12 protein-coding genes and 1 tRNA gene are annotated in these 12,881 nt (G+C 68.1%); 9 read left to right on the top strand and 4 right to left on the bottom strand.

Features of this window, described 5'->3' with window-relative positions:
* Window positions 1-126 precede the first annotated feature (126 nt).
* From MZTS_RS04015 to MZTS_RS04000, 4 genes are all read right to left on the bottom strand, one after another.
* Window positions 127-200 (bottom strand) — tRNA-Gly (locus tag MZTS_RS04015).
* Between the two features lie 579 nt (window positions 201-779).
* Window positions 780-1,034, bottom strand: a complete 255-nt coding sequence (locus MZTS_RS04010) for a hypothetical protein (RefSeq protein ID WP_192281837.1) — start codon at window positions 1,032-1,034, stop codon at window positions 780-782.
* A 140-nt stretch (window positions 1,035-1,174) separates the two neighbouring features.
* Window positions 1,175-2,386 carry a GNAT family N-acetyltransferase gene (locus MZTS_RS04005; RefSeq protein ID WP_192281835.1) on the bottom strand — a complete coding sequence of 404 codons (1,212 nt, stop codon included), beginning with the start codon at window positions 2,384-2,386 and terminating at the stop codon, window positions 1,175-1,177.
* A 265-nt stretch (window positions 2,387-2,651) separates the two neighbouring features.
* Window positions 2,652-3,377 (bottom strand): sulfate transporter family protein, encoded by a 726-nt coding sequence (locus tag MZTS_RS04000; protein ID WP_192281832.1) that lies wholly within the window; start codon window positions 3,375-3,377, stop codon window positions 2,652-2,654.
* Window positions 3,378-3,539: 162 nt separating this feature from the next.
* Here MZTS_RS04000 and MZTS_RS03995 point away from each other — a divergent pair, with 162 nt between their 5' ends.
* From MZTS_RS03995 to MZTS_RS03955, 9 genes are all read left to right on the top strand, one after another.
* A complete protein-coding gene (locus tag MZTS_RS03995) occupies window positions 3,540-4,502 on the top strand; it encodes a Kelch repeat-containing protein (RefSeq protein WP_192281829.1) in 963 nt (320 codons plus the stop codon).
* Window positions 4,503-4,582: 80 nt separating this feature from the next.
* Window positions 4,583-5,884: a flavin monoamine oxidase family protein gene (locus MZTS_RS03990; protein WP_192281908.1), complete on the top strand. Its 1,302-nt coding sequence runs from the start codon at window positions 4,583-4,585 to the stop codon at window positions 5,882-5,884.
* A gap of 130 nt (window positions 5,885-6,014) precedes the next feature.
* Window positions 6,015-6,650: a cyclic nucleotide-binding domain-containing protein gene (locus tag MZTS_RS03985; protein WP_192281826.1), complete on the top strand. Its 636-nt coding sequence runs from the start codon at window positions 6,015-6,017 to the stop codon at window positions 6,648-6,650.
* Between the two features lie 318 nt (window positions 6,651-6,968).
* Entirely contained in the window at window positions 6,969-7,142 is a 174-nt protein-coding gene (locus tag MZTS_RS03980) for a hypothetical protein (protein ID WP_246481981.1), read from the top strand.
* A gap of 871 nt (window positions 7,143-8,013) precedes the next feature.
* Window positions 8,014-8,160, top strand: coding sequence for a hypothetical protein (locus MZTS_RS03975; RefSeq protein WP_192281823.1), 147 nt, complete (start codon window positions 8,014-8,016; stop codon window positions 8,158-8,160).
* 254 nt (window positions 8,161-8,414) lie between these two features.
* Window positions 8,415-9,464 carry a sulfate ABC transporter substrate-binding protein gene (locus MZTS_RS03970; RefSeq protein ID WP_192281820.1) on the top strand — a complete coding sequence of 350 codons (1,050 nt, stop codon included), beginning with the start codon at window positions 8,415-8,417 and terminating at the stop codon, window positions 9,462-9,464.
* A 4-nt stretch (window positions 9,465-9,468) separates the two neighbouring features.
* On the top strand, window positions 9,469-10,323 hold the full coding sequence (gene cysT, locus MZTS_RS03965) for a sulfate ABC transporter permease subunit CysT (RefSeq protein ID WP_192281817.1): 855 nt from the start codon (window positions 9,469-9,471) through the stop codon (window positions 10,321-10,323).
* Window positions 10,316-11,218 (top strand): sulfate ABC transporter permease subunit CysW, encoded by a 903-nt coding sequence (gene cysW, locus MZTS_RS03960; protein ID WP_192281814.1) that lies wholly within the window; start codon window positions 10,316-10,318, stop codon window positions 11,216-11,218. Before cysT ends, cysW begins: the two co-directional genes overlap by 8 nt.
* A 4-nt stretch (window positions 11,219-11,222) precedes the next feature.
* Window positions 11,223-12,266 carry a sulfate ABC transporter ATP-binding protein gene (locus MZTS_RS03955; protein WP_192281811.1) on the top strand — a complete coding sequence of 348 codons (1,044 nt, stop codon included), beginning with the start codon at window positions 11,223-11,225 and terminating at the stop codon, window positions 12,264-12,266.
* The last annotated feature ends 615 nt before the right edge of the window (window positions 12,267-12,881 follow it).

The following is a 12,881-nucleotide window of genomic DNA, read 5'->3' as shown; positions in this document are numbered from 1 at the left end:
GGGGGACGCGGTTTCAGCTCCGAAACTGGTATCAGGCTGGCATCACTCGAACGGGGCGGCACCGGCAAAGGAAAAGGCCGGAGAGCCAAACCCCTGTTCGGGCAGAGCTTTCCGGCCTTGAACCGTTGGAGCGGGTGAAGGGAATCGAACCCTCGTATTCAGCTTGGAAGGCTGCTGCTCTACCATTGAGCTACACCCGCTGACTGCCTCTCCCGCAGAGCCCCCGGTAATCCGGGATACTTTCCGCCATCGCGTGGCGGCAGGGTGAGCGGCACCGGAGAGGGCGATAGCATGCCCCAGGGGCTTTGAGAAGATCGTCGCGCGAGGAGGAATGCCGCCGGGCGCGGCAGCACCGCCTCGAGCCGAATCCGGCCGAAAGCCGTGCCGGTGACCGTTACAGGCCGCCGAGCAGCACGTTCATCGAACCGATCACGGTCATCACGAGACCGCAGGCGAACACGGCGATCATGGCGTAGGACACGGGCTTCAGCTGCATGGTCGGTCGATCCCTTCGAGTGGTGGCTCCTGTCGGCCGCATCGGCACCGCGACCCCCGCAGGAGGCCGTGCGATCCGGCGCCTAGACGACAGGCAGAATCCGGACCAAGGCGGCCCGGTCGATCCGTCAAAGCGACATGAAAAGTGCGTCGAGACGATGAAAGTCACCCCGGCGCACGGTATTTTGATAACAGTCGGTGGATTTTACCGATAAATTTCCGATTTTTGGTCGGAAATGCACGATATATCAGCCAGCAAGACTTTGAGGTTGCTTCGCCGCGTTTCAGCAGCGCGTCCCGCCGGAGGTCTGGCCATATTGCTTGACAGGGAAGTTCTGCTGGTTGGCATTGCCTTCGGCGGCCGAGCTCATCGGGCAGGCGGTGTGTTCCGGATGATCGTGAACACCGAGCGATCCCGTCACCGTCACGTCGGACGGGACGGCGGAACTGGCATAGGGATTAAAAGCCATCGCGGACGAAACCGGAGCGGTCACGCCGAGCATGGCGGCGATAACGGCGGCGGAAACTCGCATCTTCATCTTGTGTTCATCCCCCTGATGGCTTTTAATCCAGCGCGCTGAGTTGAAATTTCTCGGCACTCTGCTGTTATAGAGCCGCGCTGTTTAGCGGTCTGTGCTGGTACGCACCTACCATCAGGGATTAAATACCGGAGTTCGTCTCAAGACTTCTCGGCACGTAGGCGGCGCAGCAGCCGGATACCGGCCCGGGCCCGCTCGAACAGGGCCGGATGGCGCTCGAGGCGCCGCTTGGCCGAAGCGTTGGCGCGGATCAGCCCGAGGGCGATCCGGCCTCGCAGGGTGACCGGCTCCGCCCGCTCGAACAACGTCTGGTCGATGGGATTGAAGCCGCGCTTGTAGGCCTGCCGGCCGATCGTGAAGTCGAAATAGTCGAGCTTCTGCTCCCGGGCCCAGACCATGATGCGAGCGGCGATAAGGAGGCCGGGCGCGAGGCTGCGCCACTTGTCGCCGGCCATGGTCAGAAGAACGCCGTGGAAGGTTCCGCCGTGGACGAGGCCGTAGGACGCGGCAAGCCATTCGCCGTCCGCCCACAGGCCGAACATCCACACGGGACCGCCGGGCGCGGCGAGCGCGGCCGCGCGGTAGAAGTCGACGAAGCCGGGGCGATCGAGGGGCTCGTGGCGGCCGAGCTCGTGAAAGCGGGCCCGACGCTGAGCGATCATCACCTCGAACAAGGCGTCCATCTCGGCGGTGGCGGCGGTGGCGACGAAGCGGGCGCCCGGCAGGCTGTCGAAGCGACGGTTGCGCCGGGACAGATCCTTGTACAGGGACGGGGTGCAGACCCGCTTCAGCAGCGTCTGGGGATCGCCCTCCAGCACGAAGCCGGAGGCGGTGAGATCGAGGCGGCGCGTGCCAGCCAGCAGCGCAAGAGGGTTCGCCACGCCCTGTACCCGGGCGGGCATGCGGTCGAAGCGGATGAGATCGGCGGCCGGCAGGATCGCCCGCACCGCCCGCCAGATCCGCTCCGCCTCCTCGGGCGATGGGTCGAAGCCGGGGGCGAGCACCGGCGCGGCGTATTCACAGGCGCCGAGATCGAGCGCCTCGATCACCCGGTGACCCTGGCGGCGCAGGAATACGAGCGGCAGGATCATCACCGGATGACCGCCACGCCTCACCTCGATGAGAAGCGGCCGTGCCCCGTGCTTGTCCGCGAGGATGCGCACGAGGCTGCCGATCCATTCGAAGCGCTGATAGGCGGTGCAGGCCCCCTCCCGCTGCAGGCGATGCCAGAGCGGGGCGAGCGCCGCCGGTTCACTGTGCAGCCTCGCCTCGTACCGCTCGTCCATGGTGCCGAGGCCGCCCCCCGGCGCCGGCCCACCGGGCAGGGGCATGTGTTCGGCCGTGATCCGCATCCGTCATCCCCGCAGGTCGGTGGCCCCGGCCCGGTCACGCCAGACGGGTCCGGGACGCCGGTCGAGCACAGCGTCTTTTCCGAAAGGCGGCAACCACCTTTCGGGATGAGGCGCTGGCTCGGGCGGGGCGTCCGGAGGCGACAGCGCCAGCATCGGAGCCGGCCTGACGCATTCGGAAGCCGCGACGCCTACCATCGACCATGCAGGCGAGACGGGGACGATCAGGCCGACGACCCCGATGCCCGTACGGCGGGTCGAGCAGCGCTCACTGCCGATTCGGCAGGCGGGCCTCCGTGCCGGCGCCGCCGGGAAGCGCCCGGCGCTCCAATCCCTTGTGCAGGTGGACCATCAAGGCCACTCCGAAGAGCGGGGTGATGAGGTTGACGAGCGGTACGATCATCAGGCCGGCGAGCAGGCAGCCTGCGGCGATGACTGTGAAGCCGTAATATTCACGCATGGCCCGTGCCTCCGCCAGGGGACGGAAACGGCCGGCGGCCAGCTCGAAATATTCGCGCCCCAGGAGGTAGGCGTTGGCCCCGAAGAAGGCGAAGAGGTTCACGCCCGGCACGAAGACGAGGATCAGCGCCACGAAGTTCACCAGCAGCGCCAAACCGGCGAAGCGAATCGCCGAGGCCATGGCCTTCCCCCAGGGTAGAGCGCGCCCCGGCGGGTCGGCCGGGAAATCGCTGCGCTCGACGACCTCGGCCACGTCGTCGAGGAAGAAGCCCGCCACCAGGATCGAGACGGCGGGCATGATGTAGGCCAGGGCCACGAACAACCCGGCGCCGGCCAGGAAGAAGGCGAGCGTGTCGAGGAACGGGTAGTCGGCCGAGATGTGATGGCTCGCCTGGAAGGCCTGGATCAGCCGCGTCAGGGCGAACCACACCACGACGAGCAGCCCCACCGTGAGGGCCAGCGATTTGAACAGGATGCCGCGCAGGGCGGGGGAGAAAACCTGCCGCAGGGCTGCGACGGCGGCCTTGATGAGCATCGCGCTCCCGGTCCTTCCAATGATCCGCGCCCGCCCGGGGCCGGTTTCTCGCCGCTCCGCGCCGGCCGCGCAAGCCCCATCCCGCCGGAACGCAGGTTGTTCTGGCGGCTCTTGCGGAGGATTGACGCGTTGCCCCGGTGATCGCCGGCCCGGAGGCTCCGCATGACCCGCCCGCTCCTCGTCCCCTTCGCGTCCCTTGCCCTGCTGGCTCCCCTGCCCGCGGCCCCGGCCGCCCTCGCCCACGAAGTCGGCGCCTGGGCAGGGGCCAGTTCGGCTCCGGCCGAGCGCTCGGAGGTCGCGGTCGCGGCCCTCGACGGCAAGGCCTACGTCATCGGCGACTATAACGGCGCGACCGAGCTGCTGATCTACGATCTGGCGACCGACACATGGAGCAAGGGCGCGCCCTTCCCCTACCCGGTCCACCATACCATGGCCGCCGAGCAGGGCGGGCGGATCTACGTGTTCGGCGGCTACGTCAACGGCTGGGAGGCGACCGACAGGGTCTGGGCCTACGATGCGGCCAAGGATACTTGGCAGCCCCGCACCCCGATGCCGACGGCGCGCGCGGCCGGTGGCGCGACACCGCTCGACGGGACGATCCACGTCGTCGGCGGCAGCGGCTCGGGGCGCGGCAATGTCCGCTCGCACGAGGTCTACGATCCCGCCCGCGACGCCTGGACCAGGGCGGCCGACCTGCCGACGCCCCGCGACCACCTCTCGGTGCAGAATGTGGAGGGCCGCATCGTCGCCAGCGGCGGACGGATCGACGGCGATTCGGGCAAGAATCTTTCGGCCAATCAGGTCTACGACCCCGTGCGAGACGCCTGGAGCGAGGCGGCGCCCCTGCCGACCGCCCGCAGCGGCACCGCCTCGGCGGTGCTCGGCCGCGAGGTCTTCGTCATCGGCGGCGAGTCGAACCGGAAGACCTATGACGAAGTCGAGGCCTTCGACTTGCCGGGCAATGTCTGGCGCGCCCTCGCCCGCCTGCCGACCGCCCGCCACGGCTTCGGCGCGGTGACCTACAAGGGCCGCATCTATACCCTGACCGGCAGCCCGCGGCCCGGCGGCGACAAGTCGGGGACGGTCGAGGTGCTCGATCCGAACAATGCCGCGCCCGCCCGCTGAACAATGACGCGGCCGAGCTTGCCGCGAACCGGTGCGCGGACGACATCAGGGGCACCCGCCGCCCGGATCGCCCCGTGACCATGCCGCCCACGCCAGAGCACGCCCGCTTCCGCCCGATCGTCGCGCCGCGCGTCTCGCCCCTGCCCACCTCCCCAGATCTGGTGGTGATCGGGGCCGGCGCGGCCGGCATCGCGGCGGCCCGGCAGGCGCTCGCCCGCGGCCTCTCGGTGGCGGTGCTGGAGGCGCGCGGACGGGTCGGCGGGCGGGCGGTAACGACGCATCTGCGCGGCCACGCCATCGATCTCGGCGCGCATTGGCTGCATGCCGGGCCGGTCAACCCGCTCGTCGCCCTCGGCCATGCCCGCGGCGAACCGCTGCGGCGGGCCGCCCAGGACGAGCATCTCTGGGTCGGGCGCAGGCCGGGGCGGATGGCCGAGAGGGCCGCCTTCTCCCGCGCCTTCGAGGTCGCCGACCGGGCGATCACCGGGGCGGCGTCCCGCGAGACGGACGGGCCGGCGGGCCGCGCGCTGCCGCACCATCTCGGCCCTTGGCGCGCGCGCATCGCCCTGGTTCACGGCCTCGTCTCGGGGCGCCCCCTCGACGAGGTGTCGCTGCACGATTGGCCGAGCCTGGAATACGGCGACAACTTCTTCATCGGCGGCGGATACGGCGCCTATCTGGCGCGGCTGGCGCTCGGCCTGCCGATCCGCCTCGATTGCTCGGTCGTCGCCCTGGATTGGTCCGGCCCCGGCGTACGGGTCCACCTCGCCGATGGAGGGCGGATCGCGGCGCGAGCGGCCATCGTCACCGTCCCGGTGCCGGTGCTGCGGACGGAGGTCCGGTTCGATCCGCCCCTGCCGGATCGCATCCGCGCGGCGATCGACGGCTTCCTGCCGGGGATCTACGAGCACATCGTCCTGCACTGGCCCTCCGCCCCGTTCCGGGGCCGCGACCGCCTCGCCAGCATCGTCGGCGGTCGTCACAAGCCGCCGGGGATGCTGACCCGGATCGACGACACCCCGTTCCACTACTTCGAACTGGACACAGCCTGCGCCCGCGCGCTGGATGCGGCCGGAGCCGGGCCGGACGGGGCGCGCCGCCTCGCCCGCGCCGTGCTGGCCGAGCATTTCGGCCGCGGCTCCCTTTCCGATCTCACAATTCCCGCCGTCACCGCGTGGCGGCACGATCCCTGGTCGCGGGGCTCCTGGGCCGTCGTCCCGCCGGGGCACGCACCCGCCCGGGATCTCCTCGGCGAGCCGGTCGGCGGGCGGATCTGGTTCGCGGGCGAAGCCAATTCCCGCGCGCAATGGGGCACCGCCGGCGGCGCGTACGAGGAGGGGCAACGCGCGGCCGAGCATGTCGCCGACACCCTCGCCGGCTGAACCTCACCGCGCCGCCTGAGTGCCTCCGCACTTGCATCCCCCGGCGGGATGGGCGAACCGCCGCTTCAAGCGAAGAACGGGGAGACACCCGGCGGCGCCTGCGGTGCAGGACCGAGCGGAGGGGATCGCGATGGATTGGGTCGAGGCGATCGGCTATCTCGGCACGGCACTCACCGTCGCCTCCTCGGCGATGAGCACGATGATCCCCCTGCGCATCGTCGCCCTGTGCGCGAGTTGCGCGGTGATCACCTACGGTTTCCTGATCGGCAGCGTGCCGGTGATGCTGACCGAGGCGATCCAGATTCCGTTCAACGCGTGGCGGCTCTACGAGATGGTCCGCCTCGTGCGCGACACCGAGCAGGCGGCTTCGGGCGACCTCTCCCTCGACTGGCTGAAGCCCTTCGGCGTGTCCCGGCGCTTCCGCGCCGGCGAGGTGCTGTTCCTCAAGGGCGATCCGGCCCACGAGATGTATCTGATCGAGAGCGGGCGCTTCCGCATCGCCGAGCACAACCTCGACGTGACGCCGGGCCAGATCGTGGGCGAGCTCGGCATGCTCTCGCCCGGCAACCGTCGCACCGGCTCGCTCGCCTGCGTGGAGGCGGGCAGCGCCCGCTGCCTGTCCTATTCCGAAGTGAAGCAGCTCTACTATCAGAACCCCGAATTCGGCTTCTACTTCCTGAAGCTGACGAGCGAACGTCTGTTCCAGGGCGCCGCCGACGCGGCCCGGCCGCATCCCGCCGCCCCGGCCGGAAGCGAAGTGCTCTGAGCGTCGATCCGCCCGCCGGATGAAGGTGTCGAGCGTGTCGGCGCCTCCCCCCACGCAATGGATGTCGCGGGTCTCTCGCCGGGGTGTATCGACGGAGACGAATGCCACGAAAACCGAGAGCCGTGCCGGGTTTCCGGCGCATCGGCAGGGCTCGACAGGACGATCATGCGCGTCCGGCGGGCCCGCGCACGGAGGGCCGACCGCCCCTGTATTTGATCGGCCGGCCGGGAATGTTAGAGAAAGCGGTGCCGCACAATTCGCGGCCCGGACATCGATGACCCGGACATCATGCGGGGATATGAGGGAAATGCGCAGGTCATGGCGGATGTCGCCGCCGTGATCGAGCGGGCACGGAGTGAGGGGCGCGATCTCGCCACGGCTCTTCGCATCGCCCGGGTGACGCTGGCCTATGTCAGCGGCCCGGAACCGGAGCCGGAGCAGGCCCGCGCCCTGGAGGCGATCGATCGGCAGCTTCGCGCACTCTCGGAGTGATCGTCGGTCAGCCGACCTGCGCGATCAAGGTCACGGCGCCGAACAACAGCACGGCGAGCACTGCCACGGCCATCAGGATGAGGGCCGCCCGCGACTCATGTAGCTCGTGTTCGTCCATCCGGCGAGTTTAGGGGATGGTACGCCATCCGGGGAAGCGCGGAAGCCACGCTTTCGAAGAGACATGGCCGCCGATGTCTCATACCCAGTCCGGTTGATCCCTTCGGGAGGGCGGATTGGGGCTTCGCTCAAACGCCGCGCGGGCTTGCCGAGACGCAACCCGCTCCGATCGAGCGGAGGCGGTATCACGCACGCCTCGGAGCCAGAACCACGATGTCCTCGGGGCGGATCGGGGCGGCCGCATCCGGGCCAGCCGCCAGGACACCCCGAAGGGGCCGCACGGCCCAGCGGCCATACCAGTCAGCGGACGGGGAGAACCGGGAGCAGGCCGGCTCACCGGGAGACGGCATGAGTGGCGCCGGACCGGCGGAGAAACGCGCGGCGCCGGAGCCGTCGGCAAGCAGCCCGAACAGGATGGGACGCGAACCGCTCCGCGAGGCATTCGTCGCGAGGTCGGGCAGGGACATGTCGAAAAGCTTTCTCGCAGAATGAGGCGATCGTCCAATTTCGGGACGCTCTTCCCCCATCGCTGCAAATCCGAAGCCTGACGCTTCCGTCTCACGGCGGAACAGGTGCCTCCGGGCCGCTCAGGACCGTGCCCGGGATCTCGGTCTGGTTCGGCGATTGCCATGTCGGGCCGGAACCGCCCGATGGGCCGCCGAACGTCTCGCGACGGAACGTCATCAGGTCCGAAGCGAGACGCCGGGCGCCCATTCCGAGATGTGCCACCGGCCACAGAAGAAGACGCCCTCCGATGAAGTTCGCGCTCGACACCCTCCTGCTTCCGCTCCAGCGCCGTTTCGCCGTTCTCGGCCTGCTCTGCGGCCTTGCCGTCACCATCACATGGTGGCTCGTCGTCGCGCGCGGGGTGTGGATGGCGATCACGTGGGCCTCGGCCTGAGGTCTGAATCCCCACACGCACAAAAAACGTTCTTTCTAGAGAACGAAACGCCTCTAGATGGATTTTTTGCATAAGCGCAAAAAAGGAGAATGTTATCGCCTGTCTACTTGCCGGCCAAGCTTTGAAACAGGGTTGCCCATCCGAATGCCCCTGCCAGCGGCTCGCCGCCTCGTCCGATTAGCTTGACATCGTTCGTTAAAACGAACACTTCCTCCTGTATGGACGAGCATCAGTCCATGTAGCGGAGGCGAGACGTGTTCGACGGCAATCCGATCAAGCTCGGCGCAGCGACGCATCGGCGCGCGGCGCTCCTCGGTCTCGCCCTGGCGGCCGGTCTCGCTGTCACGGGAGGCGCGCAGGCGCAGACCGAGATCCTCAACGTGTCCTACGATCCGACGCGTGAGCTCTACCGGGATATCAACGCCGCCTTCTCCGAGGAGTGGAAGGCCAAGACCGGCGAGACGATCACCGTCCGCGCCGCCCATGGCGGCTCCGGCGCCCAGGCCCGCACGGTCATCGACGGCATTCCCGCCGATGTGGTGACCCTCGGCATCCCCTCCGACATCGACGCCATCGTCAAGCTGTCGAAGAAGATTTCCCCGGATTGGCGCAGCAAGCTGCCCAACGAGGCCTTGCCCTACACCTCCACCGTCGTGTTCCTCGTCCGCAAGGGCAACCCGAAGGGCGTGAAGGATTGGGCCGACCTGACCAAGCCGGATGTGAAGGTCATCACGCCCAACCCGAAGACCTCGGCCGGCGGGCGCTGGAACTTCCTGGCCGCCTGGGGCTACGCCTACGAGAAGGACGGCAAGGACAAGGAGAAGGCCAACGCCTTCGTCGGCCAGATCTACAAGAACGTGCCCGTGCTCGATACCGGAGCCCGCGGCTCGACCGTGACCTTCGCTCAGCGCGGTCTCGGAGACGTGCTGCCGACCTGGGAGAACGAGGCATTCCTCGTGCTGGAGGAGTTCGGCAAGGACAAGTTCGACATCGTGGTGCCGCCGACCTCGATCTACGCCGAGCCGCCGGTGGCGCTGGTCGATGCCAATGCCGACAAGCGAGGCACCCGCAAGCAGGCCGAGGCCTATCTGCAGTTCCTCTACAGCGACAAGGCGCAGGCGATCTTCGCCAAGCACCACTATCGCCCGATCAAGCGCGAAGTGGCCAAGCCGGAGGATCTCGCCCTGCTGCCCGAGATCAAGTTGTTCAAGATCGAGGATCTCCAGGGCTCCTGGGACGATATCCAGAAGGCGAATTTCGACAATGGCGGCCTGTTCGATCAGCTGAGCAAGGCCGGGCGCTGAACGCATGGGCGAGCCCGTGAAACCCCGGCGGCGCTTCCGCCAGAAGAGCGTGATCCCCGGTTTCGGGATCACCCTCGGCTACACGCTGACCTGCCTCGGCCTGATCGTGCTCCTGCCGCTCGCCACCCTCGTGGTGCGGGCGTCGGGGCTTGGTCTCTCCGGGATCTGGGAGGTCGCCACCGATCCGCGGGTCTTCAGCGCCCTGCGCATCAGCTTCGGCGTGTCGCTGCTGGCCGCCCTCACCGCCTCCGTGTTCGGCGGGATCGTCGCCTGGGTGCTGACCCGCTACGACTTTCCCGGCCGCAAGTTCGCCGATGCGGTGGTCGACCTTCCCTTCGCCCTGCCGACCGCCGTGGCCGGCATCGCCCTGGCCTCGCTCTACGCACCGAACGGCCTGGTCGGGGAGCAATTGGCGAAGTTCGGCATCGAGGTCGCCTACACCCCGGTGGGCATCTTCATCGCCATGGTCTTCATCGGGTTGCCCTTCGCCGTGCGCACGGTGCAGCCGCTGATCGCCGAGATCGACAAGGAGGTGGAGGAAGCCTCCGCCATCCTCGGCGCCTCTCGCGTCGCGACGCTGACCAAGGTGGTGCTGCCACCGCTGATCCCGGCGGTCCTGACCGGCTTCGCCCTCGCCTTCGCCCGGGGCGTGGGCGAGTACGGCTCGATCATCTTCATCGCCGGCAACCTGCCCTACGTCTCCGAAATCGCGCCGCTGCTCATCGTCATCAAGCTGTCGGAATTCGATTACGCGGGCGCGAGCGCCATCGCGGTGATCATGTTGGCGATTTCCTTCGTGACCCTGCTCGCCATCAACCTGATCCAGGCCTGGAGCCGGCGGAGGTTCGGCTATGTCTGAGGCCCTGGCTCAAGGCCCCTTCGCATCCGCCCACGGCGAGACCGTCAGGCCGCCGGCCAGCGTCGTGACCGAGCGGCCCCTCGTGCGCTGGCTGCTCATCGCCGTCGCGCTGATCTTCCTCGGCCTGTTCCTCGTGCTGCCACTCTTCACGGTGTTCGCGCAGGCGCTGGCCAAGGGCTGGACCGCCTATCTCGCCGCCTTCTCCGAGCCCGACGCGCAGGCCGCGATCCGTTTGACGCTGATCGTGGCGGCGATCGCCGTGCCGTTCAACCTCGTCTTCGGCGTGGCCGCGGCCTGGGCCATCGCCAAATTCGAGTTCCGCGGCAAGAACCTGCTGGTGACGCTGATCGATCTGCCCTTCTCGGTCTCGCCGGTGGTGTCGGGCCTGATCTACGTGCTGGTGTTCGGCTCGCGCGGATTGTTCGGCCCCTACCTTCTCGATCACGACATTCAGATCATCTTCGCGATCCCCGGCATCGTACTCGCGACGATCTTCGTCACCTTTCCCTTCGTCGCCCGGCAGTTGATCCCGCTGATGCAGGAACAGGGCACGACGGAGGAGGAGGCGGCGCTGACGCTCGGCGCCTCCGGGTGGCACGCATTCCGGACGGTGACGTTACCCAATATCCGCTGGGGGCTGCTCTACAGCGTCCTGCTCTGCAATGCCCGGGCGATGGGCGAATTCGGCGCGGTCTCCGTGGTCTCGGGTCACATCCGGGGCCTCACCAACACGCTGCCGCTGCATGTGGAGATCCTCTACAATGAGTACAACTTCGTTGCCTCCTTCGCCGTCGCCTCTCTCCTTGCCGGCCTCGCTCTTGTCACCCTCGCCATCAAATCCGTCCTCGAATGGCGCTACGCCGACGACATCGCGGCGGGCGCACGGCGTCACTGACCCGGTGGGCAAGCCCGCCGCGATCCGGATCGAAAATCTCTCGAAGACTTTCGACACGGCGGCCGTCCTGCACGATTTCACCCTCGACGTGCGGGCGGGTGAGTTGCTGGCCCTGCTCGGCCCCTCGGGCTCGGGCAAGACGACGCTTCTGCGCATCGTCGCCGGGCTCGATTTCCCCGACCGCGGCCGGATCATCTTCGGCGGCGACGACGCCACGCAGGTGCCGGTGCAGCAGCGAGCCGTCGGCTTCGTGTTCCAGCATTACGCCCTGTTCAAACACATGACGGTGGCGCAGAACATCGCCTACGGGCTCAACGCGCGGAAGCGCTCGGAGCGGCCGGACAAGGCCGAGATCAAGCGCCGTGTCGGCAATCTGCTCGACCTCATCAAGCTGTCGGGCTTCGCCGACCGCTATCCGAGCCAGCTCTCCGGCGGCCAGCGTCAGCGCATCGCGCTCGCCCGCGCGCTCGCTGTCGAGCCTCGAGTCCTCCTGCTCGACGAACCCTTTGGCGCCCTCGACGCGCAGGTCCGCAAGGATCTGCGCCGCTGGCTGCGGGAGATCCACGACCGTACCGGCCAGACCACGATCTTCGTCACCCACGATCAGGACGAAGCGCTCGAACTCTCCGACCGCGTCGCCGTGCTCGACCGTGGCCGTCTGGAACAGGTCGGCACCCCCGACGAGGTGCAGGAGCATCCGGTTTCGCCGACCGTGCTCAAGTTCCTCGGCGACACGATCGAGGTCGAGGCGATCGCGCAGGACGGACAGGTGCTGGTCAGCGGCCGTCCGACCCCGCTCAAGGCGCCGGAAGGCTTGGTCGGCCCGGTCAAGCTTTACGCCCGGCCGTGGCAGTTGCAATTCGCCGAAGCCGACGCCGCCCACCTGACCGGTACGGTCCGTTCCTCGTATCGGACGCAAGGGCGCCAACGCATCGAAGTCGACCGTCCCGGCGCCAAGGTCGTGGTGGTCGAGGCCTCCGACACGGCGCGCCTCGCCGCCGGCCGCGAAGTCGGGTTGCGGATTGTGGACGGATACGTGTTCGCGTGAGGGTACGCCAGGCCCCTGGCTTTCCGTGACCAAATGGCCCGCCGTCTCCCCGCAGGAAGACGGCGGGCTTTTGTATCGCCATCGTCAGGCCAGCGGAGGCCAGGATACGAAGGCCACCAGGCACGGACAGCACGTGCCGTCTCGGCGTGACCCGTGTTGGGTGTGACGATCCTGGCCATCGGACAGGGGGCAGCATTGAAGGATCACGTCGGTAACGAGACGTGGCCATCCTGGGTCCCGTCATCGCGAGGCGGAGCCGGAGCGATCCAGGGCCTGAGGCCGATGAGCGCTCGTTCGGTTGTTGGAAGTGAGGCGGCCCGGTCGGCGTGGTCGCGAGGCGGGATCGCCTGTTTCGGGGGTACGCGGAGCAGCTGTGACCGGGGAACGCCCCCCCCCTCTTGAAGCTAGGGCCGGTTCCGGAGGAGGGGCGTCGGTTCCGACCGCGTCTCTTCAGATTGCCTGAGGTCTGAACGTCGAAAATCCCGCGTGGCATTTGGCCCTGCGGGTTGTGTCGGTTGGTCTTGAGCGGGAGGTGGTGTGTCGGTGGTGTTGGTTGCGGGGGCTGGATTTGAACCAGGGACCTTCAGGGTATTTGACTTGTGGGCGTACGGGGCG

It is taken from the genome of Methylorubrum zatmanii (genome assembly GCF_014845115.1).
GTDB lineage: Bacteria > Pseudomonadota > Alphaproteobacteria > Rhizobiales > Beijerinckiaceae > Methylobacterium > Methylobacterium zatmanii.
This window is presented reverse-complemented; position numbering and strand designations above follow the sequence as displayed.